Source organism: Nocardia aurea (assembly GCF_003123685.1).
Classification (GTDB): domain Bacteria; phylum Actinomycetota; class Actinomycetes; order Mycobacteriales; family Mycobacteriaceae; genus Nocardia; species Nocardia aurea.
This window is the reverse complement of record NZ_QCYJ01000020.1, coordinates 313,801-335,793: the sequence shown is the minus strand read 5'-3', so window position 1 is coordinate 335,793 and position 21,993 is coordinate 313,801. Positions and strand designations below refer to the sequence as shown.

19 protein-coding genes and 1 pseudogene are annotated in these 21,993 nt (G+C 69.0%); 15 read left to right on the top strand and 5 right to left on the bottom strand.

The window, feature by feature from the left end:
- Nucleotides 1-97: 97 nt before the first annotated feature.
- The 5 genes from DAT37_RS06790 to DAT37_RS06770 all read right to left on the bottom strand — a co-directional run bounded on the left by DAT37_RS06790 (nucleotide 98) and on the right by DAT37_RS06770 (nucleotide 6,346).
- On the bottom strand, nucleotides 98-1,321 hold the full coding sequence (locus DAT37_RS06790; protein WP_109523982.1) for an RtcB family protein: 1,224 nt from the start codon (nucleotides 1,319-1,321) through the stop codon (nucleotides 98-100).
- A gap of 132 nt (nucleotides 1,322-1,453) precedes the next feature.
- Entirely contained in the window at nucleotides 1,454-2,662 is a 1,209-nt protein-coding gene (locus DAT37_RS06785) for an amidohydrolase family protein (RefSeq protein ID WP_232839545.1), read from the bottom strand.
- Nucleotide 2,663: 1 nt separating this feature from the next.
- Nucleotides 2,664-4,022, bottom strand: a complete 1,359-nt coding sequence (locus DAT37_RS06780) for a type I glutamate--ammonia ligase (protein WP_109523820.1) — start codon at nucleotides 4,020-4,022, stop codon at nucleotides 2,664-2,666.
- Between the two features lie 80 nt (nucleotides 4,023-4,102).
- Nucleotides 4,103-5,302: an aminotransferase class I/II-fold pyridoxal phosphate-dependent enzyme gene (locus tag DAT37_RS06775; RefSeq protein WP_157978343.1), complete on the bottom strand. Its 1,200-nt coding sequence runs from the start codon at nucleotides 5,300-5,302 to the stop codon at nucleotides 4,103-4,105.
- A gap of 147 nt (nucleotides 5,303-5,449) precedes the next feature.
- The gene (locus DAT37_RS06770) at nucleotides 5,450-6,346 is read right to left on the bottom strand and encodes a ribokinase (RefSeq protein ID WP_109523980.1); all 897 of its coding nucleotides are present in this window, start codon (nucleotides 6,344-6,346) and stop codon (nucleotides 5,450-5,452) included.
- Between the two features lie 118 nt (nucleotides 6,347-6,464).
- Here DAT37_RS06770 and DAT37_RS06765 point away from each other — a divergent pair, with 118 nt between their 5' ends.
- The 15 genes and pseudogenes from DAT37_RS06765 to DAT37_RS45295 all read left to right on the top strand — a co-directional run.
- Complete coding sequence (locus tag DAT37_RS06765; RefSeq protein WP_109523818.1) at nucleotides 6,465-7,730, top strand: glutamate-5-semialdehyde dehydrogenase; 1,266 nt, start codon at nucleotides 6,465-6,467, stop codon at nucleotides 7,728-7,730.
- Between the two features lie 107 nt (nucleotides 7,731-7,837).
- Nucleotides 7,838-8,722 carry an AAA family ATPase gene (locus tag DAT37_RS06760; protein ID WP_232839544.1) on the top strand — a complete coding sequence of 295 codons (885 nt, stop codon included), beginning with the start codon at nucleotides 7,838-7,840 and terminating at the stop codon, nucleotides 8,720-8,722.
- Nucleotides 8,723-8,725: 3 nt separating this feature from the next.
- The gene (locus DAT37_RS06755) at nucleotides 8,726-10,153 is read left to right on the top strand and encodes a vWA domain-containing protein (protein WP_109523817.1); all 1,428 of its coding nucleotides are present in this window, start codon (nucleotides 8,726-8,728) and stop codon (nucleotides 10,151-10,153) included.
- Between the two features lie 11 nt (nucleotides 10,154-10,164).
- Nucleotides 10,165-10,500, top strand: coding sequence for an MmcQ/YjbR family DNA-binding protein (locus tag DAT37_RS06750; RefSeq protein ID WP_109523816.1), 336 nt, complete (start codon nucleotides 10,165-10,167; stop codon nucleotides 10,498-10,500).
- 155 nt (nucleotides 10,501-10,655) lie between these two features.
- Nucleotides 10,656-11,645 (top strand): hypothetical protein, encoded by a 990-nt coding sequence (locus DAT37_RS06745; RefSeq protein ID WP_109523815.1) that lies wholly within the window; start codon nucleotides 10,656-10,658, stop codon nucleotides 11,643-11,645.
- Nucleotides 11,646-11,761: 116 nt separating this feature from the next.
- Nucleotides 11,762-12,478, top strand: coding sequence for an RsiV family protein (locus tag DAT37_RS06740; protein ID WP_109523814.1), 717 nt, complete (start codon nucleotides 11,762-11,764; stop codon nucleotides 12,476-12,478).
- Nucleotides 12,479-12,535: 57 nt separating this feature from the next.
- A complete protein-coding gene (gene nadD, locus DAT37_RS06735; RefSeq protein WP_109523813.1) occupies nucleotides 12,536-13,180 on the top strand; it encodes a nicotinate-nucleotide adenylyltransferase in 645 nt (214 codons plus the stop codon).
- Nucleotides 13,177-13,620 carry a ribosome silencing factor gene (rsfS, locus tag DAT37_RS06730; RefSeq protein WP_232839543.1) on the top strand — a complete coding sequence of 148 codons (444 nt, stop codon included), beginning with the start codon at nucleotides 13,177-13,179 and terminating at the stop codon, nucleotides 13,618-13,620. The genes nadD and rsfS overlap by 4 nt, the downstream gene beginning before the upstream one ends.
- A 49-nt stretch (nucleotides 13,621-13,669) precedes the next feature.
- Complete coding sequence (locus DAT37_RS06725; protein ID WP_109523812.1) at nucleotides 13,670-14,329, top strand: histidine phosphatase family protein; 660 nt, start codon at nucleotides 13,670-13,672, stop codon at nucleotides 14,327-14,329.
- Nucleotides 14,330-15,206: 877 nt separating this feature from the next.
- The gene (gene octT, locus DAT37_RS46215) at nucleotides 15,207-15,899 is read left to right on the top strand and encodes a diglucosylglycerate octanoyltransferase (protein ID WP_109523978.1); all 693 of its coding nucleotides are present in this window, start codon (nucleotides 15,207-15,209) and stop codon (nucleotides 15,897-15,899) included.
- A gap of 3 nt (nucleotides 15,900-15,902) precedes the next feature.
- Entirely contained in the window at nucleotides 15,903-16,745 is an 843-nt protein-coding gene (locus DAT37_RS06715; protein ID WP_109523811.1) for a DegV family protein, read from the top strand.
- 67 nt (nucleotides 16,746-16,812) lie between these two features.
- Nucleotides 16,813-17,301 (top strand): GNAT family N-acetyltransferase, encoded by a 489-nt coding sequence (locus tag DAT37_RS06710; protein WP_109523810.1) that lies wholly within the window; start codon nucleotides 16,813-16,815, stop codon nucleotides 17,299-17,301.
- 59 nt (nucleotides 17,302-17,360) lie between these two features.
- Nucleotides 17,361-18,014 (top strand): transcriptional repressor LexA, encoded by a 654-nt coding sequence (gene lexA, locus DAT37_RS06705; protein ID WP_109523809.1) that lies wholly within the window; start codon nucleotides 17,361-17,363, stop codon nucleotides 18,012-18,014.
- A 616-nt stretch (nucleotides 18,015-18,630) separates the two neighbouring features.
- Nucleotides 18,631-19,434 carry a ComEA family DNA-binding protein gene (locus tag DAT37_RS06700; RefSeq protein ID WP_232839541.1) on the top strand — a complete coding sequence of 268 codons (804 nt, stop codon included), beginning with the start codon at nucleotides 18,631-18,633 and terminating at the stop codon, nucleotides 19,432-19,434.
- Nucleotides 19,431-21,635 (top strand): annotated as a pseudogene (locus DAT37_RS45295) (ComEC/Rec2 family competence protein); the annotation flags it as partial. The gene DAT37_RS06700 and the pseudogene DAT37_RS45295, both read left to right, overlap by 4 nt.
- Nucleotides 21,636-21,993: the final 358 nt, after the last annotated feature.

Below are 21,993 nucleotides of genomic sequence, written 5' to 3'. Positions count from 1 at the left end.
GCGACCAGGACGGACCTGCCCGACCGTTCGGCGAGGGCGACCGGGCGGACAGATCCCCGCCGCGGACCAGACATCGCGCGGCGGGGAGCCGAAGGCGTCAGCCCTTGACGCAGACCACCTGGCGCAGGGTGGCGACGACGTCGACCAGATCGCGCTGGGCCTCGATCACGGCGTCGATGTCCTTGTACGCGGCCGGGATCTCGTCGACCACGCCCGCGTCCTTGCGCGACTCGACCCCCTCGGTCTGGGCGATCAGGTCCGCGACGGTGTACTGGCGCTTGGCGGCGTTGCGGCTCATCCGGCGACCCGCACCGTGCGACGCGGACCGGTAGGAGGCCGGATTTCCCTTACCGCGCACGACGTAGGAGCGGGTTCCCATGGAGCCGGGGATCAACGCGAGATCGCCCGCGCCCGCCCTGACCGCACCCTTGCGGGTCACCAGCATCGGCACGCCGTCGATCTCCTCCTCCGCCACATAGTTGTGGTGGCAGGAGATGGGATCGTCGAAACGCACTGTCCGCCCGCTGAATTCATCGCTGACCGCACCGCAGACCAGGGCGAGCATCACCGCGCGGTTACGCGCCGCGTACTCCTGCGCCCAGGTCAGATCGCGGCGGTAGGCGTCCATTTCCGGGGTTCCGGACACGAAGACCGCCAGGTCGCGATCGGGCAGGTCGGTGTTGTGCGGAAGCGCGCGGGCCACCGCCATATGCCGCTCGGCGAGTTCCTTGCCGATATTGCGGCTCCCGGAGTGCAACAGGATCCACACCGCGTCGGTCTCGTCCAGGCACACCTCGATGAAATGGTTGCCGCCGCCGAGTGAGCCCAGCTGCTTGCGCGCCCTGCTCTCCAGCGCGCTCACCCCCGGATCGAGGGTGTCGAACGCGTCCCAGAAACGTCGCCAGGCGTTGTTGCCGCGAGCGAGCTCACCGTGCGACGCGGCGAATCGGGCGCCCGCCTTGGTGACGTCGACCGGATCGCGGTGCGATTGGAAACCGACCGGCACCGCGGCCTCGATGCGGCTGCGCAGCGAACCCAGATCGTCGGGCAGATCGGCGGCGGTGAGATCGGTTTTCACGCTCTCCATCCCGCATCCGATATCGACGCCGACCGCCGCCGGGCAGACCGCGTCCCGCATGGCGATGACCGATCCGACGGTGGCTCCCTTGCCGAGGTGCACGTCCGGCATCACGCGCACGCCGTGGACCCATCGCAGTTGCGCGATATTCCGCAGTTGCCGCAACGCGGCCTGATCGATCTCGTGCTCCTGGGCCCACATCAGCGTCTGTGCCCGTGCACCGGGCAGCTCGACGGGAAACATCGTCTCGGTCCTCTCCTTCATCGACGATTTCCACGGTAGAGAGCCGACACGGGAATAGCATCCGAATTTCCGCCGCGACCGGATGCTGCCCGTGGTGAACGGTATTGCGGGAAAAGGATCTTCGAGGCGAATTCAGGGCCGATTCGCGGTGCCGCCCGGAGACGGATATATCCGTCGCGCGTTCTCCGAGGCGATGGCCGAGACGAGAGTCTCGGCATCGGCGACGGTGATCGCGTCGTCGGCGATCCATTCGTCGACAAGCCGACCGATTCCGCGCCGCCACAGCATCGCGCCGAGATAGTGCAGTTCGGGCAGGCCGAAACCGTCGGAGGAATAGCACAGGGACCGGAACGGCACGAGTTCGAGAGTTTCGGCCAGCACCGATCCCGCGCGTGCGCCGATATGCGGAATCGTCAGCCCCAGATCGATGCGAACGTGGTCGAAGACATGCGCGAGATAACTCGCCTGACGATGGAACGGCCAGCAGTGCAGCAGCACGACGGTCGGTCCGCTCTCGGAGGTGGCGCGCAGGAAATCGGTGAGCAGCAGCGGATCGGCGTGGTCGAGTCGCAGATCGCGATCACCGAATCCGGTGTGGAATTGCAGCGGCAGCCCCAATTCCGCGCCGAGCCGCACCCCGAGGCCGATCAGCCATCCGATCAGATGGGGATCCGCGATGCGGTGTTCGGGGGTGAGGGTGGCGGGCGGCGAATCGACCAGCGGGAAATCGAGTCCGCAGCGATAGGCGGCGACGGTCTTGAAGGCGACCGCGTGCGCGGCGCGCTCCCGCAGCGCGTTCTCGACCTCGGCGAACAGCGTGGGCGAATGTCGCCGCTGCGCTATCACGTATTCCGCGACCTGCTCGAGGCGCACCACTTCGTCGACGGCGCCACCGGACAGTTCACGGAATCGCGCCAGCTGGGCGTCGCGGCGCGCGACGAAGGGTGACCCGGGATCGACGGCGGGACTGTTGACCCCGATGCGGTGCCGCGCGCCCGGATGCACCGGCACCGTGAACGACGACGCTCCCGCGTCACCATCGGGTTCGGGACTGCATCCGGTGTCCACCAGCCACCGGGTGACCCCCGCGCCACGCAGCAGCCGCGTCGTCACCTCGCGCCAGCCGAGTTCGGCGCGGCGGCTCAGGTATTCGTCGGCGTCCGCGTGGGCGGGCAGATCGAGCACCGGCGCGCAGAATCGGCGCACCGCGAGACCCAGCGCCGAATCGAAGGTGCCGCGCGGGCCCTCGCCGAGCAGACGCTCGAAACGCGGACGGTCCAGGTCGGCGTCGACGACGCCGTGGCAGTGGTGGTCGGTGAGCGCGATCGTGTCGGTGATCACGTCAGAACCGCCAGCGGGTCAGCTCGACGAGTTCACGCGGGGTGGCGCCGCGATAGCGTTCGGCCTCCGCGCGTCGCACGGTGAGCAACGCGTCGTGCAGTTCCGGCCCCATCGCGGCGGCGAGCACCGTCGAATCCGCGAGTCTGCCCGCCGCCTCGGCCGAGTCGGCGGGCAGCCTGGTGACCTCGCTCTCGGGCCCGAACGTCGCGGGATCGCCGGTGACCTCGGCGGGCAGTGTCAATTCCTCGGCGACGCCCGCGAGTCCGGCCGCGATCACCGATCCCACGATCAGATAGGGATTGCCGGTCGCGTCGAAACATTTGACCTCGGCGTTGGCCGCCCAATCCTCGGTGCCGCGCACACCGGTGACGAAACGCAGTGCCGCCTCGCGCGCCTCACGACCCCAGCAGTGCCAGATCCCCGCCCACCGCGAGGGACGCAGCCGCAGGAAACTCGCCGGATTACCCGCGCCGACCGCGACCAGGGCGGGCAACTCCCGCAGCACCCCGGCCAGGAAGGCGGCGCCGGTCGGGTGCATACCGTAGGGGCCGGGCCCGCCCGCGAACAACGGTCCGTCCCCGGAGTGCAGTGAGAAATGCAGGTGCGCACCGGAACCCGCGCCGTCGGGATCGATCGAGGGTGCCAATGTCGCCCGCCACCCGAAATCCGCGCTCACCTGGCGGATGGTGTGGCGCAGCAGCACCGCGTCATCGGCGGCGGCGACCGGATCGTTCGGCGCGATCGACAATTCGACTTGCGCCAAAGCGTATTCCGGATGGAACTGCTCGACCGACATACCCTGCCGCTCGACCGTCGCGACCAGCGTGCGCGCGTACTCGCCGACCCGGCCGAGTCGGACCATCCCGTAGGCGGGGCCGTCCAACGCGGGAACGAAACCGGTCTCGTCGGCCACGCCGAGCGCCCATTCGGTCTCGAACGCCATCGACAAACGCAGCCCCGCCGCCCGCGCCGCCTCGACCTGACGCGCCGCGAATCCGCGCTGACAGGCGGCGAAACGAGTGCCGTCCTGGGTGTATTTCTCGGCGGGCGCCCATGCCCAGCCCGGTTGGCAGGCGATCTCGGTGAGCGCGCCCAGATCCGGGATCAGGCGCAGATCGCCGTCGGGACCGCCGAGGTAGCCGCCCACCGTCATCAGATCGTCGAAGGCGAAGGTCTCGAAGCACGGCGACACCCCGATCCCGAATCGGGCGGCGCGGGCGAGTCGCCCGATCGGCACCGATTTGACCCGGGTGATGCCCGCGTTGTCGACAAAGGACACGGCGACCATTTCGGCATCGATCTTCTCGATGGACGCGGTCGGATCACCGTCCGCGGGTATGCGCTCCGGCATGGTGGGCATGATCGTCAACGATAAGGGGCCACGACGGCGTCGTCGGGTATTTCCGCAGCGCGGCACGGATAGTCGAGGGCTCCGAACACTCAGCGGGTCGCTTCGGTGACCTGCACCGGGACCGGTCCGGTCGCCCGCGCGTGTTTGGGGGCGGCGGGCAGCGGGCCGAAGGTGTCGCGCGCCTCGCCGCACACCTGGATGATCCGGTCGACCTGGGCGTCGGTGAGATCGGCGTGCATGGCCAAGCGGATCAGCGTGCGATTGCGCGGGGTGACGGGCGGGCAGAGAATCGCGCCGAATACGCCACGCTCCTCGAGGAAGTCGCGAATCGCGATGGCGCGCAGATCCGGGCCGCCGGGCAGCGCGACGATATGCGAACCGACACCGCCGACGTCGAATCCGAAGGCGTGCAACGCGTCACGTACCCGCGTGGAGATCTGACGCAATCGCTCACGTCGCCAGTCGTCGGTGCGCACCACCTCCAGCGCCGCGGCCAGGCCGGCGATCTCGTGCGGCAGCAGCCCGGCCGAGAACACCGCGGGATAGGACTCCATCTTGAAATAGTCGACGAAGTCCAGGCCGTTCACGCAGACGAATCCGGCGCGGCCCGCGAAGGCGGCGGCCAGGCTCGCGGTGCGGAACGGCACCCGTTCGGCCAGGCCCAGCGCCACCACCGCGCCCGCGCCGAGCGGTCCGTCGGTGCCGAGGGTGCGGGATTCGTCCACGACGAGCAGGCTTCCGGTCTGCTCGGCGACATCGCACAGCTGGGCCAGCGGACTACGGCTGCCCGTGGTGCTGTACATCGCGTCCACCGCGATGATGCCGGGCCCGTAGGTGCGGATCTCTTCGCGCAGATGGCCCGGAAAGTTGTGACGGAACGGATGCAGCGGCGCACCAGCGGCTTTCGCGCCGTGCCACAGCGACATATGCGCGAGGCTGTCGATATAGACCGGCGTGCGCGGCGTCGCGATCGTCTGCAACAGGCCGATATTCGCTTCCCAGCCCGATTGACACAGCACTCCGGCGGGTGCTCGCATATGTTCAGCTAATGACACCTCCAGCGCCTGTTGCGCGTCCGCGCGCGGTGGCGCCGCGGTGGATTCGCGGATCGCCTCGGCGATTCGGACATCGTCGGCGATGGCGAGATAATCGGCTCTGTTCAGCAGGATATCGTCCGGCCCCGGCCGACGGCCGTGTGCGATGTGGCGACCACCCCATTCTCCGACCACTCGGCCGTATTGGAAACGATCGACGCGAAACTGCACCTGCTCCGCGACAGTGGGAATCACGCTGAACTCCCTTCACTGGATATAGCTACCCGAGAGCACACATTCGGTGTGATTCAACCACCGCGGGCCGATTCGTGCGGCCGCTTCCGCGGAAGTATCGCGGATATCGTCGATTTCGACACCGCGTGCCGCATTCGCGAAAAGGGGTTATCGCGCGCTGGATCGGTGTCGACCGGCGAGTGCGGCGTCGATCGCGGCCGCGGTGGGAATGGCGACGCCTGCGCCGAGTCGCGTGGTCGCCAGCGCACCCGCCGCGCACGCGAAGGCGAGCGCCGCGCGCGGTCCGCGATGCCACGCGGCGGCGAGCGCGCCGGTGAAACTGTCGCCCGCCCCCGTGGTATCGACCACATCGACCACCGGACTCGGGCTCGATCGTGAGCCGCCGTCGGGTCCTCGGTATTCGGCGCCGTCCGCGCCGCGGGTCACGACGACATGCGGCACCGAACCCAATACGGGTGCCAGACGCGCGGCCTCACCCGAATTGACCACGGCCACATCGATATGGGCCCACAATTCGGCGGGCAGTTCGGCCACCGGCGACGGATTGAGCACGACGGTGGTCCGGTTCGCCTTCGCGTGCGCCGCCGCCGCGGCGACGGTCGATATCGGAATCTCCAACTGGCACAGCAGGATATCGGCGTTCGCGATCGCCGCGAGGTCGTCGGCGTCGAGTGTGGTCAGCTCGGCGTTCGCCCCGCCGACCACGATGATGCTGTTCTCCCCGTCCGCGTCGACCACGATGGCGGCGACACCGCTCGGACCCGGCACGGTCCGCAGCCGCTCGACGCCGACACCGGAATCGGTCAGCGTCGAGCGCAGTTCGGCGGCGAAGACGTCCTCGCCCACCGCGCCGAGGAATTCCACCGTCGCACCGGCCCGTCGCGCCGCGACGGCCTGGTTGGCGCCCTTACCTCCCGGCACCATGACGAATCCGGTCCCGAGAACTGTCTCGCCGGGCTCCGGCACACGGCCGGTCGTCGTCACCAGATCCATATTGATACTGCCGAGCACGGCAATCGCGGGTACGCGGTCTGCGGTGGTCATGAACGCCGACGCTAGTCGCGGACGACGGTCCGGCGGCGCAGAACACGAACGGACGGGACCCCGGTCGACGGGTGCAGCGGTGGAATCGATGACGGGCCGCAACAGTAGGCTGTAACCCATGACGGCAGGAACGACGACCGAGCTCGATACCCGCGAGGTAGTGCACGATGCCGCGCGAAAGGCTCGCGTCGCGTCCAGGGTGCTCGCCCAGCTCACCACCGCGCAGAAGAACGACGCGCTGCACGCGGCGGCCGACGCCCTGCTGGCCGAGGCCGACACCGTCCTGGCCGCCAACGCCGAGGATATCGCCGTCGCCCAGGCGGCGGGCACCGAAGAGTCACTGCTGGACCGGCTCCGCCTCACCGGCGCCCGGGTCGACGGCATCGCCTCCGGTCTGCGCCAGGTCGCCTCGCTGCCCGATCCGGTCGGGACCGTGGTGCGAGGTTCGACGCTGCCGAACGGACTCGAGATCAAACAGGTCAGGGTGCCGCTGGGCGTGATCGGCATGGTCTACGAGGCCAGGCCGAACGTCACGGTCGACGCCTTCGGTCTCGCCCTCAAATCCGGGAACGCGGCCCTGCTGCGCGGCTCCTCCTCGGCCGCGCATTCCAACGCCGCGCTGGTCGAAGTGCTGCGCGCGGCGCTGACCGCGCAGGGCATCCCCGCCGACGCGGTGCAACTGCTGCCGAGCGCGGATCGCTCCAGCGTCACCCACCTGATCCAGGCCCGCGGCCTGGTCGACGTGGTCATCCCGCGTGGCGGGGCGGGCCTGATCAATGCCGTGGTGCGCGACGCGCAGGTGCCGACCATCGAGACCGGCACCGGCAACTGCCACGTCTACGTGCACTCCGCGGCGGATCTCGATATGGCCGAGCAGATCCTGATCAACGCCAAGACCCGCAGGCCCAGCGTCTGCAACGCCGCCGAGACGGTGCTGATCGACGACGCCATCGCCACCGTCGCGGTGCCGCGTCTGATCGAGGCGCTGGAACGGTACGGCGTCACCGTGCACGGTGACCTGCCGGGACTCGTACCCGCCGACGACGCGGACTGGGGCGAGGAATACCTCTCGCTCGATATCGCGCTGCGGGTCGTCGCGGATCTCGACGCCGCCGTCGAGCACATCAACAGGTGGGGGACCGGGCATACCGAGGCCATCGTGACCGGCGAACTCGCTGCGGCGCGCGAGTTCACCAACCGGGTCGACGCGGCGGCGGTCATGGTGAACGCCTCCACCGCCTTCACCGACGGTGAGCAGTTCGGCTTCGGCGCCGAGATCGGCATCTCGACCCAGAAGTTGCACGCCCGCGGCCCCATGGCGCTACCGGAACTGACCTCCACCAAGTGGATCGTGTGGGGCGACGGCCAGATCCGGCCGGTATGAGCGGATCCATCCGGCGACCGCCGGATGAGGCGGAGGTTCCGGGTGTTTCCGGCCTCCGAAAACCGGGAGGTCGGTCCTCCCGCTTGCTTTGAACGGAAGGACAGCACGTGGCTTCGCAGGAGAGCGTGACCCAGGAGCCGATCTTCAGCTCGGTCGACGATGTGATCGAGCGGCTGGCGAGCACCGGCTATCTGGCCGACAAGGGCACCGCCACCTCGGTGTTCCTCGCCGACCGGCTCGGTAAACCGCTGCTGATCGAGGGACCCGCCGGGGTCGGCAAGACGGAACTGGCGCGCGCGGTGGCCCAGACCGCGAACGCGGAACTGGTGCGGTTGCAGTGCTACGAGGGTGTCGACGAGGCGCGCGCGCTCTACGAGTGGAACCACGCCAAGCAGATCCTGCGCATCCAGGCTTCCAGTGAGAACGACTGGGAGGAGACCAAAGCCGATGTGTTCACCGAGGAGTTCCTGCTCTCGCGGCCGCTGCTGACCGCGATCCGCCGTGACGATCCCACCGTGCTGCTCATCGACGAGACCGACAAGGCCGACGTCGAGATCGAGGGTCTGCTGCTGGAGGTGCTCAGCGATTTCGCGGTCACCGTCCCCGAGCTGGGCACCATCGTCGCGAGCCGCAAACCGTTCGTCGTGCTCACCTCCAACGCCACCCGCGAATTGTCCGAAGCGCTCAAGCGCCGCTGCCTGTACCTGCACCTGGATTTCCCCGACGAGGAACTGGAACGCCGCATCCTGGCGAGCCGGGTGCCCGAGTTGTCGGCGGCCGTCTCGGCACAGCTGGTGCGCATCGTGCACGTGCTGCGCGGTATGCAGCTCAAGAAACTGCCCTCGGTCGCCGAATCCATCGACTGGGGCCGGACGCTGCTCGCCCTCGGTCTGCACGATCTCGACGACACCACGGTGCGCGCGACCCTCGGTGTGGTCCTCAAGCACCGCAGCGACCACCAGCGCGCGCTGGCCGAGCTGAAGCTGGCCTGAGCGATGGTCGATCGTTCCGGCCTGGAGGCCCTGACGGCGGAGGCGCCGCCGCACGGGCTGCCCGGTCATCTCGTCGGATTCGTGGAGGCGCTGCGGACCCGGGGTATCCCGGTCGGGCCGTCGGAGACGGTGGACGCGGGCCGGGTGATGACCGTCCTGGACCTCATGGACCGCGAGGTGCTGCGTGAGGGCCTGGCCTGCGCGCTGCTGCGCCGCACCACGCACCGCGCGACGTTCGACGGCATGTTCGACCTGTGGTTCCCGGTGGCGATCGGGGAGCGCAGCGCCGATCTCGACGATATCGAGATGCCGCATACCGACGGCGGCGACATCGATATCGCGGCACTGCGCGAAATGCTCGCCGAACTGCTCGCCATGGACGACGCGGAGCAGCAGCTCGATCAGATGGCCGCCCTGCTCGTCGACCAACTCGGCCAGTACCAGTCCTCGCGCGGCTCCTCCTTCTCGTCGTACCAGGCGTTGCGGGAGGTGCAGCCGCAGACTCTGCTCGCCAAGATCCTGGCCGGTCTGGCCGCGGGCTCCGATCTCAGTGAATTCGACACCGAGGTCGCCCGTCGCGTCGCGCGCGGCCGCATCGAGGGTTTCCGCACGAAGGTCGAGGCGGAGACCCGCAGACGGGTGGCCGAACGGATCGGTCGCGAGCGGGTCGCCGGATACGGTGTCGCGCGCCAAGCCGAGGACGTGGATTTCCTGCGCGCCTCGGAACGGGAACTGATCGAACTGCGCCGCAGCAGTCAGCGGCTCGCCCGCATCCTGGCCTCCCGGCTCGCGGTGCGGCGCAGGCACTCCCGGCGCGGTGAGATCGATTTGCGCAAGACGCTGCGCAAATCGATGTCGACCGGCGGGGTGCCGATCGATCTGGTCAACCGCAAACCGCGTCCGGGACGTCCGGAACTTGTTCTGCTGTGCGATGTCTCGGGATCGGTCGCCGGATTCAGCAATTTCACCCTGCTGCTGGTGAGCGCGCTGCGTGAACAGTTCTCGCGGGTGCGCATCTTCGCCTTCGTCGACAACACCGACGAGGTGACCCGGTTCTTCGATCCGCACACCCAGCTGGACAAGGCGATGGCGAGGATCTTCACCGAATCGGAGGTCGTCGGATACGACGGGCATTCCGATTACGGCAGCGCGCTGCGCAGTTTCGCCGCCGAATTCCCGGAGGCGGTCACCAGCCGGTCCGCGCTGCTGATCCTCGGCGACGCCAGGACCAACTACCGCGATCCGGAACTGCTCGTCCTGCAGGACATGGTCGACGTCGCCAAACACGCGCACTGGCTCAATCCGGAACCGGTGAACCAGTGGGGTTCGGGCGATTCGGCCGCCGACAAGTACCGGCAGGTCATCGAGATGCACGAATGCCGTTCGGCGAGACAGTTGACAGAGGTGGTGTCCCGGCTGCTGCCGGTATAGAGGAGGCGGGTGTGAACGAGAAACAACTGCTGACGTACTGCCTGGGCAAACCCGGCGCCCGGAAGGACGAGCCGTGGGAAGGCGATGTCGTCGCGAAGGTCGGCGACAAGATCTTCGCCTTTCTCGGCACCGACTCGGTCGGCCTCAAATGCGGCGCGTCGCGCGCCGAGGCCGACGAACTGGTCTTCGTGTACCCCGACGACGTCACAGCCTCGGCCTATATCGGCCGGTACGGCTGGAACCGGATCGCCCTGGACGGCAAGGTTCCCGACGAGGAGATCCGCGAACTCGTCGACCAGTCCTACGAGGCGATCGTGCGCAAACTCCCCAAATCCCGACGTCCGTGAATCGTTGCGTTCGCGCGGTGAGCGGCGATAACAGTACGAGGTCCGCGCCGTTTCCCCTGCTCGGCTGCCCGACCGTCACGCACCGAGGTCGTCCGACGCTCGGTCTGTAAGCATTCGTTAAGGAAACCGTTGGGTGATCTCACCACGATCCACCCATGGCGCAGACAACGGCTGCCGGGGGCGATGCTGCCGGAGACCACACGCACGGTGAATCCGCTGCCGAGGAGAGCGCTGCCGATGGGGAAGGCCCGGGTGACGCCGTCGGCGCGCGGGGCGCCGGGACGGCCGAGGAATCGTGTGACGCGCTGGCGCTCGCCGATCTCGCCGCCACGCATCTGCTCGACGATCCCGGCCCGGCGGAGCGACATCTGCGCCGCGCGTTGCTGATCGGCGACGGGACGCTTCCGGCCGAGCACCTGGCCAGGCTGGGATCGCAGTTGGTGATGGTGGTCGCGGGACAGTCGGGGCGGGAGCGGGAACTCGCCGATGTGGCCCTGCGCGCGGCGGCTCGATGGGAGGGGATATCGGCCGCCGACGCGTCGCATCTGAGTTTCGTCGCCGCGCGCGCCTACCACCGCGCGGGCCGACACGCCGCGGCCGCCGCGCAGTTCGAGCGGTCGCTCGCGGCGGGTTCGCCTCCCTATCCGGATATCGAAATGGCCTTGCTGCGAGGGCAATACGGTAAATCGCTGAAATTGCTCGGCAGGTACCGTGCGGCGGCGGGACAGTTCATCGAAGCCGCGCGTCTGGTCCGCGACGTCCCGGGCCGTTCGGAATTGCGTGCCGAACTGGCCTGGTCGGCGGCGTCGGCCCTCGACACCTGCGGCGAGGACGACCGGGCGTATACGGCGTACCTGCACGCCGCCGAACTCTGGGGCGAACTCGATCGCGTCGGCCCCCGCATCCGCTGTCTGCGCGCGGCCGCGTGGTTGCAGCATTGCGCGGCGACCGCGGGTACCGCGAGTGTGAGTGCGACCGACGCGAGTGCGGCGGGTTCGAGCGCGGCGGGTTCGAGTGAGGCGGGACTGCGCGCCATGTACGGGATTCTCGCCGAACTCGAGGAACTCGATCCGACCCCGGAAGTGGCCGTCGAACTCACCAACACCCGTCGCCAACTCGCGGATATGGAAGCGGGCCGCGACTGACCGCGACCGCCCGAACAGCGCCGTTGGTATTTCATAAGAGAGTCGTTGGCGGTGCACCGCATTCTCGACCTGTCGCCGAGACCGACTCGGCGCGTCGAGAAATCCGGAGTTCGGACATGAAGAAGTTGGCTGCCGCGCTCGCTGTCGCGGCCATGATGACCGCGACGATGACCGCGTGCGCGGCCGGACTGGAATCCGGCGCGGCCGCCGCACCACCGGCCGGGGTGCCGACGGCGACCGCGCCGGGCGGCTACTCCGCCACCACACTGCGCCTCACCGGACCCGGATACGAACTCGACGTGCCCCAGGTCTCCGGCGGGACCGAGATCGCGAGGAACGCGTTCAACGCGGCGATGCGCGGGCGTGCGCAGCAGTGGATCGATCAGGTCGAGCAGACCTTCACCTTGAAACCGGGTGCGGGCCAGGTCACCTACCTCGGCAGCCGGGCCATCAGCTCGCTGTTCGTGATCAGCACCTACAGCGAGGGCGCGGCTCACCCGAACAACGCCTACGAGAGCTACGTCGTCGACGCACGCACCGGAAACGAGATCACCCTGCGCGATCTGTTCACCGACCTGAACTGCGGCCTCAACCTGCTTGCCGACCAGGCCGCGATCGAGGTGCCGAAGTCCCGGGCAGGCGATTCCTACTCCAAGAGCGGTATCGAGGCCGTCGAGTACAACTACCGGCTCTGGTTGGCTACCCCCGGCGGTATGGAGATCCATTTCGGCGAGATCGCCAGCCACGCCGCAGGCGATATCGTCATCACCGTCCCCTGGTCGAAACTCGATTCCGCCCTGAAACCCGGCATCCGCGACATCGTCAGCGGCTGAGCAGGCAGGGGCCGGTGCCCCGGCCGCCGACCGGGGCAGCGATTAAGCTCGACACTCATGCAAGAGACAGGGCGGTCCGGCCGCAAGCTGGGCGTCATGGGCGGCACCTTCGACCCGATCCACCACGGTCACCTGGTCGCCGCCAGCGAGGTCGCCAATCGGTTCGACCTGGACGAGGTGATCTTCGTCCCCACCGGTCAACCCTGGCAGAAGGCGGACAAACAGGTCAGCCCGGCCGAGGATCGCTACCTGATGACGGTCATAGCGACCGCCTCCAACCCGCGATTCTCGGTCAGCCGGGCCGACGTCGACCGGGGCAAGGTCACCTACACCGTCGACACCCTGCGGGAGATGCGCACCCAGCATCCCGACGCCGAGCTGTACTTCATCACCGGAGCGGACGCACTGGCCAACATCCTCACGTGGCAGGATTGGGCCGAACTGTTCGAACTGGCCAAGTTCGTCGGGGTGAGCCGACCGGGGTATGAGCTGAACACCGATCATCTGCGGGAACATCTACGCGATCTTCCCGGCGACGCGGTGACGATGATCGAGATCCCGGCGTTGGCGATCTCGTCGAGCGAATGCCGACGCCGCGCCGCCGAGAACCGGCCGGTGTGGTACCTCGTCCCCGATGGCGTGGTGCAGTACATATCGAAGCGGCACCTCTATGTGCCCGCAGAGCGGAAGGTAGCTGAATGACAGCATCTGTCGAGTCGGTCGAGATCGCGCAGGTCGCCGCGCGGGCGGCGGACGAGAAGCTGGCTTCCGATGTCGTTGTGCTCGACGTCTCCGAGCAACTGGTCATCACCGATTGCTTCGTGATCGCGTCCGCGCCGAACGAACGCCAGGTCAACGCCATCGTCGACAATGTCGAGGAACGGTTGCGCGAGGCCGGGCACAAGCCGGTGCGCCGCGAGGGCACCCGCGAGGGTCGCTGGGCGCTGCTCGACTACATCGACGTCGTCGTGCACATCCAACACAACGACGAACGCAACTTCTATGCGCTCGAGCGACTCTGGAAGGACTGCCCCGTGGTCCCGGTGGACGGCCTCGGCGATCCGCATGTCAACGGCGATGCGGCGGCGAATATCGACGTAGCCGCCGATGTCGATGCGGCGACGGAGGACAGCGCGGAGTGAGTGTGCGAGCCGACAGATCCATCAGCTCGTTCACCACGGAGGAACAGCAGTGAGTAAGAACGCAGGCGTGCGCACGCTGATCCTGCTGCGCCACGGGCAGACCGAGTGGAACGCGGTCGACCGGATGCAGGGGCAGATCGACACCGATCTCACCGAACTCGGCCGACGGCAGGCGAAAGAGGCAGCGCGCGAGCTGGTTTCGCGCAATGCCATCGCCCTGATCGCCTCGGATCTGAAGCGGGCGCACGACACCGCGCTCGCCCTGTCCGAGCACGCCGAGATACCGGTCGTGCTCGACCCGAGGCTGCGGGAGACTTCGCTCGGCGACTGGGAGGGCCTGACCCACCTCGAGGTCGATTCCGACTATCCCGGCGCACGCGTGGCATGGCGGCTCGACGCGCACTACCGCCCGCCGAACGGGGAGAGCAAACTCGAAGTCGGCGCGCGCGCGTTGCCGCTGGTGCGGGAATTGTTCGCCGAGCGGCAGGATTGGCCGGGCCGGACTATCATCCTGGTTGCGCACGGTGGGCTGATCGCCGCCTTGACGGCTGCGCTGCTCGACCTGCCGCCGCAGAATTGGCCCGCCCTCGGAGGGCTCGCCAACACCAGCTGGGTGCAATTGAGCAGCCACGGTCCAGGTATCGACCAGCCCGGGTGGCGTCTCGATGTGTGGAACGCAGCGGCGAAGGTAGCTCCCGATGTCCTCTGAAGAGCCGATCCGGTCGGTGCCCGACGAACTGTTCCGGCAGGCCACGGCCAAGCCCGAACGACAACTTCCCGACGCCCTGTTCGGCCCCGCGCCGACGCCACGGGCCGAGGAACCGAAGCGGTCGGCGTCCTCGTCACGCTCCGAGGAGCCGATCCGGTCGGTCCCCGACGAACTGTTCAAACAGGTGACCGCCAAGGCGCAGCGGCAGTTGCCGGACGCGCTGTTCGGTGGTCCGGTCGCGCCGAAGCCGGTCGCGGCCGAGGACGCCGGACAGGGTTCGGATTCCGCTGCGGAAGCGGCCGACGAGTCGTCGCGGGGATCCGAGGCGGCGTCCGGTACGACGGTCGACAGCCCAGACGACGAGTCCGTGACGTCGCTCGAAGACGCCTCGGCGGACGCGGAACTCGCAGCGCCCGAGCAGGACTCGGCCACGACTTCGGCTGCTGACAATCCCGGGTCGGAGGGGGATCCGGCACCGGTGGAGACCTCCGCCGTCGATGGACCGGAACCAGGACGGTCGACCGCGCCGTCCGGGTCGTCGTCCCCCGAGTCGGACGCGTCGGAGGGCGTGACCGATGCGGCCGCGCCGTCGGCACCGGCCGAAGCGAACTCCACGCCCGCGCTTGCGGAAGACAGCGCGACGGCATCGGCCGACGATGCCCCGGCCACGGTCGATTCGGGCGCGCCGGGGCAATCCGTCCCGGTGTCCGCCGGAGTCGCCGCGGACACGGCCGAACCGTCCGTCGATACCGTAGCCCCGGTGGGGGTCTCCGCTCCGTCGCCGGGCCCTGCCGAATTCGCGACCTCCCCGCGGTCCGCTGTCCCGGCCGAGGACGAGCAGAGCGCGGCCGTCGATGAGGCGACTCCACGGCCGGTACTGCTGGTCGTCGCGGATTCGCTGGCCTATTTCGGCCCCAAAGGCGGACTGCCCGCCGATCATCCGAAGATCTGGCCGAATCTGGTGGCGGCCGAGCTGGATTGGGATGTCGAACTGGTCGGACGGATCGGCTGGACCTGCCGAGACGCGTACTGGGCACTGATCGGTGATCCGAGGATCTGGGCCAGCGTGCCGAAAGCCGGCGCGGTGGTCTTCGCGGTCGGCGGCATGGACACGCTGCCCTCCCCGCTACCGACCGCGTTGCGCGAACTGATCCGCTATGTGCGGCCCACGTGGCTGCGCCGGGTCGTGCGCGGCACCTACAACTGGCTGCAACCGAAACTGGCCAAACTCGGCAGGCCGGTGGCACTGCCGCCCCGGATCAGCGTCGACTACCTGGATCAATCACGCGAGGCGCTGGCCCAACTGCGACCGGAACTCCCGTTCGTGGCGGTGCTGCCCTCGGTACACAATTGCGACGCCTACGGGCGGGTGCATCGCGGTCGCCCGCGCGCGGTGAAGGCATTGCAGGCGTGGTCGGAGCGCACCTCGGTGCCGTTGGTCGACCTCGGAGAAGCGGTGCGCGACAACATCTTCTCCGGTGACGCGAACCCGGACGGCATCCACTGGGGCTGGGCAGGGCACAGCGCGGTGGCCAACGCGATGGTGAAGACCTTGCAGGAGGTTCGGTAGTCCGTGGCCGTCGTGGTCGTCACCGATTCGTCCGCCAGCCTCCCTACCGAACTCACCGACGAGCTGGCCATCGCCGTCGTCCCGCTGCACGTCCTGGTCGGTGACCGGACCGTGCGTGAAGGTATCGATCCGATCGATATCGACTACGCCGCCGACTCCGTCACCACCTCCGCCGCGTCGCCGGGGGAGTTGCGCGAGGTCTACGAGCGGGCGCTGGAACGCAGTGGCGGCGACGGCGTCGTCGCCGTGCACATCTCCCGTCAGCTCTCGGGGACGTGGGAGGCGGGCAGGCAGGCCGTCCGCGACATGGACGCCTCGGACAAGGTACTTCTGGTCGACTCCCTGGGAGCCGGGCTGGCCACCGGATTGCCGACGCTGGCCGCCGCCCGCCGCGCCCGCGCGGGTTCGGACCTCGACACCGTCTTCGAGGCCGCGGTCGCCGCGGCGACGAGGGCGCGCACCTTCGTGCTGGTCAACCGCACCGAGCAGTTGCGCCGCGGTGGTCGTCTCAGTACCGCGGCGTCCTTCTTCGGTAGTGAGCTGGTGACCAAGCCGCTGCTCCAGATCGTGGAGGGACGGCTGGAACTGCGGGAGAAGGTACGCACCAGATCCAAGGCGTATACCCGACTCGTCGCAGCCGCGGTGGACGCGGCCGGAGCCGAGGGCGCGGCCGTGGCGGTGCAGCACCTCGGCGCACCCGAGGCGGCCGAGACCATTTCCGGGCAGCTGCGCGACCTGTCACCGGGGATCGGTGAACTCATCGTGGCCGAATTCGGCCCGGCCCTGGCGGTGCATCTCGGCGTGGGGGCGATCGGCGTGGTCGTCGTGCCGGGCGGATGCGCGTAGTGCGGGCCCGAAATCTCGCTGAGCGCAACCGGTGTCCGGGTCGGCGGCACGGTTTAACGTCGCGCGTATGACGAGTTCCGCGACGCCGCCGATCCGTCCCGCGCTGACCCTGTCCACGGTCGAGTGGGACCACCCGGACGCCGTGACGTTGCGCGAGGAGATGGCCGCCGAGGTCGGCCCGCGCTACGCCGCGTTGGCGCGCGCCCTGCCGACGAAGCCGAATGTCGTCGATCCGGCGACGGTGCACCGGACGTTCGTCGTCTACTCGGACGGTCCGGCCGGGCACGCTGCGGTGCGCTGGAACGCGGGCGAGCTCGAACTCAAACGGATGTTCGTCCGCCCCGAACACCGGGGATCGGGGGCGGCGTCGCTGCTGCTCGCCGCGGCCGAGGACGCCGCGCGCGAACTCGAATTGCCGCGGCTGATCCTGCAGACCGGCCACCTCCAGCCCGAGGCCGTGCGCTTCTACGAGCGCAGCGGATATCAGCGCATCCCCATCTTCCCGCCGTACGAGGTGCTGCCGCGGTCGAATTGCTTCGCCAAGCGGTTGCGCTGAGGGTTCGTTCCGGGTGTGGCGCGCGAGCCCGCGTGACCGGCCCCCTCTAATCTTTGCGGGTGACCGGATACGACCACGACTTCGAGCATCTCGACACCTCGACGCTCCCACCGCGCCAACAGCACATACTCGCGATGATCCGCGACTGGGTGCGACGGCACGGATACGCGCCGAACACGCGCGAGATCGGCGACGCGGTCGGGCTGCGTTCCGCGTCGTCGGTGTCGAAACATTTGAAAAGCCTGGAAGAGCGTGGTTTTCTCCGTCGCAGCGCGACCGTGTCGCGGCCGATCGATGTCCGTATGTTCCTGCGGGAGCCGCGCGTGGAAGCCGACGAGTCGACGGTGGCCGTGCCCGTACTCGGCGATATCGCGGCGGGCACGCCGATCCTGGCGGAGCAACATCCGGACGACAGCCTCACGCTGCCCCGCGAACTCGTCGGCCGCGGTACGGTTTTCGGGTTGCGCGTGCGCGGTGATTCCATGGTCGACGCCGCGATCTGCGACGGTGACATCGTGGTCGTGCGTAGACAGCACGAAGCGCATTCCGGCGAGATCGTCGCCGCCATGATCGATGACGAGGCCACCGTCAAGGTCTATCGGCGGCGCAACGGCCACGTCTACCTCGAACCGCGCAACCCCGCCTACGAGGTCATCGACGGTGACCGCGCCGCCGTCCTGGGCAAGGTCGTCTCGGTGATGCGGCGCGTCTGACCCGGTTCTCCACAGCCCGAAAGTTGTCCACAGACTTTCCTGAAGCCCAGGTCGGCGACCACGATTCGGTGTCCCGCACACCTACGGTCGCCCTATGCCACGACATGACGAGCGCGAGCGCATCCGCCGCCGACTGGGCGCACTCACGGCCCGCGTCGGAGCGGGCCGAACCACCGCTGTCGGACTACCGACCCCCGCGCTCGGGGGCGGTGGTTCCGCACGCACCCGGGATCCCCGGAGTGGTCCGGCCGTAGGCGAATTCACGCGGTCGGCCGAATTCCCCGATCGGAGTTCTCCGGAGGAGGCTTTTCCTCCGCACGCGTCCGACCCCGGCCGGTCCGAATCGAGTTCGGGCAACTGGGATCTCGACCGGTTGCCCGCCTCGTCCAGCGCGGATGCCCCGGCCGCTGGTGGGGTTCCGGGACGGGGTGAAGGTGAGCCGGAAGCCGATTTCGCGGTCGAGGGCTGCCGACGGTCCAGGAGGGGGGCGAGCGGCGCGTTCGGCGATTCCGCACTGGAGGAAACACACTCGAGTGCATGGGTTTCCGCTACGGAGCAGGGACTGCTCGCCCCGGTCGGTGACCACCTCACAGCGACGGATGCAGGACAGGAACCGGTGCGCGCACCCCATTGGCTGGACGAACCCGAGCGGGGAAAGGGACGGTGGGAACGGATGGTGCCGGATCGTTTTCGAGGCGCGCGGATGGATCCGGGGCGGCGCGGTGTGGTGACACTGGCGTTGGTCGGCTTGTTCGCCGTGGTGATCGCGACGGTCGTGGTGATCAGGGACCGTCCGGTCGCACAGGCGGTGCCACCGGTTCCGGCGCTGCGCGCGACCACGACCGCCGTCGCGGCAGGTGGTACGCCGCCGCCGAGCCCTACCGTGCCCGCGAGTGCTACGGGGTCGGATGCCGTCGTCGCACCCGGCTCCGATCCGGCCGCGGGCGAGTTGGTCGTCAGCGTGGTGGGGCTCGTCCAGACCACCGGCCTGATCCGCCTGCCCGCGGGCTCACGGGTAGCGGACGCGATCGCCGCGGCGGGCGGCGCGCGTCCGGGCGCCGACCTGACCACACTGAACCTGGCCCAGCGCCTCGGCGACGGCGACCAAGTGCTGGTCGGGCAGATGTCGACCGATCCCGGGCAACCGCAACTGGGCAGCACGACCATCAACGCGGGCGGACGGCCGGCGACCGCCCAGAAGCCCCCATCGGGCACGACAGGCACCACCGGCCGGGTGAACCTCAACACCGCCACCGAAACCGACCTCGACGCCCTCCCCGGCGTAGGCCCGGTCACCGCCCGCGCCATCATCGCTTGGCGCGCCGCCAACGGCCGGTTCAGCGATATCGAACAACTCGGCGACATCGACGGCATCGGCCCCACCCGCCTCGCACGCCTGCGTGACCTGGTCACGATATGAGTTCGACCGACCCGATCCCCGTCCCCGGCGAGGAAGGAGACCACCCCACCAGAAGCCGCGGCGCGAGAACGGCGAAAGCCCGATGGCACCGCACGCGTACCGGGATCGCCGCCCGACTCCGCACCCGCGGCCTCGGATCGCCTGCCGCGAACACCGACAAAGAAGACCCTGACCCGACCGACCCACTGGACGCCAGGTTGCTCCCCGCCGCGGTGTGCTGCTGGGCAGCGACCATCGCGGCCCTGACCGGCGGCTGGGTTCTGGCCGTGACCGCCGCGATCGGACTTCTCATCGCGCTGGTCACGGTCCGTGAGTTGGCTCCGGGCGCGGGGCGCCGCGGGCCGACCGAACCACCGGCGAGGAGGTACCCGGCTGAATCGGCACGGTATATCGATGCCGGTGACATCGGCACGCAGACGGCAGTGCACCACTCCTGTACGGAGGATCGGCCCGGCACCGCCGGGGTAGGTGACGGTGTCTCGGCGGGTCGGCGCGATCGGGGCGATCTGTCCACGCGGCGAGCAGGCGAGGCGTTGCGGGCGCGGGCTCGGGAACTGTGGACGGATGTGGGGCGGCGGCGCTCGATCGCGGTGGTGCTGTTGGCGGCGATACTTCTCGGGGCCGGGTTCGCGATGGCGGCGGCATGGCGTGAGCACCGGGTGCAGGTGCATCCGTTACGGGCGGCGGTGGGCAGTTCGGTGCTGGTGGTGGTGACGCCGACCGATGATCCGAAGGCGGTGCGCGGCAACTCGTTCGGTGGTGAACGGCGCTGGGTGGTGCGGGCGGGCCTGGAGGAGTTCCGGCGAGGGGACGCGGCGTATCGGGCGGGTGGTTCGGTGGTGATCCTGGGCGGGGGAGACGATTGGCAGCGGGTGCTGCCCGGGCAGCGGATCGAATTCCGCGCGCGTGTGGAGGAGCCGCGCCATCGTGACCTGACGGTGGTGACGCTGCACGCGGCGGGCGCGCCGCGCACGGTCGGTGCCCTGCCGTGGTGGCAGCGGGTGGCGGTTCACGCGCGTGCGGATCTGGTCGACGCGGCCGGAGAGGCATTGCCCGCAGACGCGGCGGGACTACTGCCCGCGCTTGTCGTCGGCGATACGTCGGCACTGCACGAATCGGTGCGCGAGGATTTCCGGCTCGCGGGTATGCAGCATCTGACGGTGGTGAGCGGTGCGAACTTCACGATCGTGCTCACCGTGGTCCTCTTCGTGGTCGGACTGTCGACCGCCGGTCCACGCACGACGGCGGCGTTCGCGGTGCTGACACTGCTGATGTTCGTCGTGATCGCTCGCCCCGATCCGAGCGTGTTGCGCGCCGGGGCGATGGGTGCGATCACCGTGCTGGCCTTGGTCACCGGGCGCGGGAAACAAGCGCTGCCCGCCCTGTGCGCGGCGGTCATCGGGTTGCTGGCCCTGTGGCCGGAACTCGCGGTGAGCGCCGGGTTCGCACTGTCGGTGCTCGCGACGGCGGCGCTGATCCTGTTGGCCCCGGGGTGGGCGGATTGGCTGTGCGCTCGTGGCTGGTGGCGGCTGCCCGCCGAGATCGTCGCGGTCTCGGCGGGCGCGTTCGTGGTCACCCTGCCGATCACCGTCGCGCTGTCCGGACAGATCGCTCTCGTCGCGGTCGCCGCGAATATCCTCGTGGCACCGGCTGTCGCGCCGGTCACGGTGATCGGCGCGCTCGGTGCCGTGACGGCATCGGTCTGGCCGCAGGCGGCCGAGATCGTCCTGCGCACAGCCGTGCCCGCGCTGTGGTGGATGCTCGCGGTCGCCGAACACGCGGCCGCGTTTCCCGGAGCCACGGTCGAAGTGCCTGGGGGTTCCGTCGGTGGTTTCGTCACCGCCGCGATCGTCATCGCCGCGGTGTGCGCATTGCGTTCGGCGAGAATACGAAAACTCATCGGCGCCGCCGTCCTCGGCGGTGCGGTGGTTCTCGTCCCGATCCGCACCTGGCATCCGGGCTGGCCGCCGCGCGACTGGATACTGGCCGCGTGTGATGTGGGACAGGGTGACGCCCTCGCGCTGTCTCTCGGTGACCACGCCGCGATAGTGATCGACGTCGGCCCCGATCCGCGCGCGGTGGACGCGTGCCTGAACCGCCTACGAATCGAGCACATCGCATTACTCGTCCTCACCCACCCGCACGCGGACCACATCGCGGGCCTCAACGGAGCCCTGCACGGCCGCTCGGTCGCGGCCATCGCGGTGGCACCGCGCGAATTGGACGGGCAGGCAGTGGATTCCGCCGCACGGTCGGCCGCATCGCAGGGCGACGGCGCGGCAGCGGGCTCCGATACGCGCGGTGTCGTGGCGAACGCGGCCGACGTGCGTGCGATCGCGACACGCGAGTCGATCACGGTCCTCGAACTGTCGGCGGGCCACCTGCTCGAATTCGGTGACCTCCGCCTGGATGTGCTGGCCCCCGCCGCCTCGGCGCGCCCGCGGGCACGCGGTGCTGACGACGCCAACAATCGGTCTCTCGTCATCGCCGCGACCACGCCGGTCGGCCGAATTCTGCTGACCGGCGATATCGAGGACACGGCGCAGCAACGGCTGCTCG

What these genes read in the sequence shown, in the direction of transcription:
- DAT37_RS06780 (WP_109523820.1), bottom strand. Translation starts at nt 4,022, where the DNA reads ATGCCCACCATGCCGGAGCGCATACCCGCGGACGGTGATCCGACCGCG.
- DAT37_RS06765 (WP_109523818.1), top strand. Translation starts at nt 6,465, where the DNA reads ATGACGGCAGGAACGACGACCGAGCTCGATACCCGCGAGGTAGTGCAC.
- DAT37_RS06710 (WP_109523810.1), top strand. Translation starts at nt 16,813, where the DNA reads ATGACGAGTTCCGCGACGCCGCCGATCCGTCCCGCGCTGACCCTGTCC.
- DAT37_RS06770 (WP_109523980.1), bottom strand. Translation starts at nt 6,346, where the DNA reads ATGACCACCGCAGACCGCGTACCCGCGATTGCCGTGCTCGGCAGTATC.
- rsfS (WP_232839543.1), top strand. Translation starts at nt 13,177, where the DNA reads ATGACAGCATCTGTCGAGTCGGTCGAGATCGCGCAGGTCGCCGCGCGG.
- DAT37_RS06740 (WP_109523814.1), top strand. Translation starts at nt 11,762, where the DNA reads ATGAAGAAGTTGGCTGCCGCGCTCGCTGTCGCGGCCATGATGACCGCG.
- DAT37_RS06745 (WP_109523815.1), top strand. Translation starts at nt 10,656, where the DNA reads ATGGCGCAGACAACGGCTGCCGGGGGCGATGCTGCCGGAGACCACACG.
- DAT37_RS06755 (WP_109523817.1), top strand. Translation starts at nt 8,726, where the DNA reads ATGGTCGATCGTTCCGGCCTGGAGGCCCTGACGGCGGAGGCGCCGCCG.
- DAT37_RS06790 (WP_109523982.1), bottom strand. Translation starts at nt 1,321, where the DNA reads ATGTTTCCCGTCGAGCTGCCCGGTGCACGGGCACAGACGCTGATGTGG.
- nadD (WP_109523813.1), top strand. Translation starts at nt 12,536, where the DNA reads ATGCAAGAGACAGGGCGGTCCGGCCGCAAGCTGGGCGTCATGGGCGGC.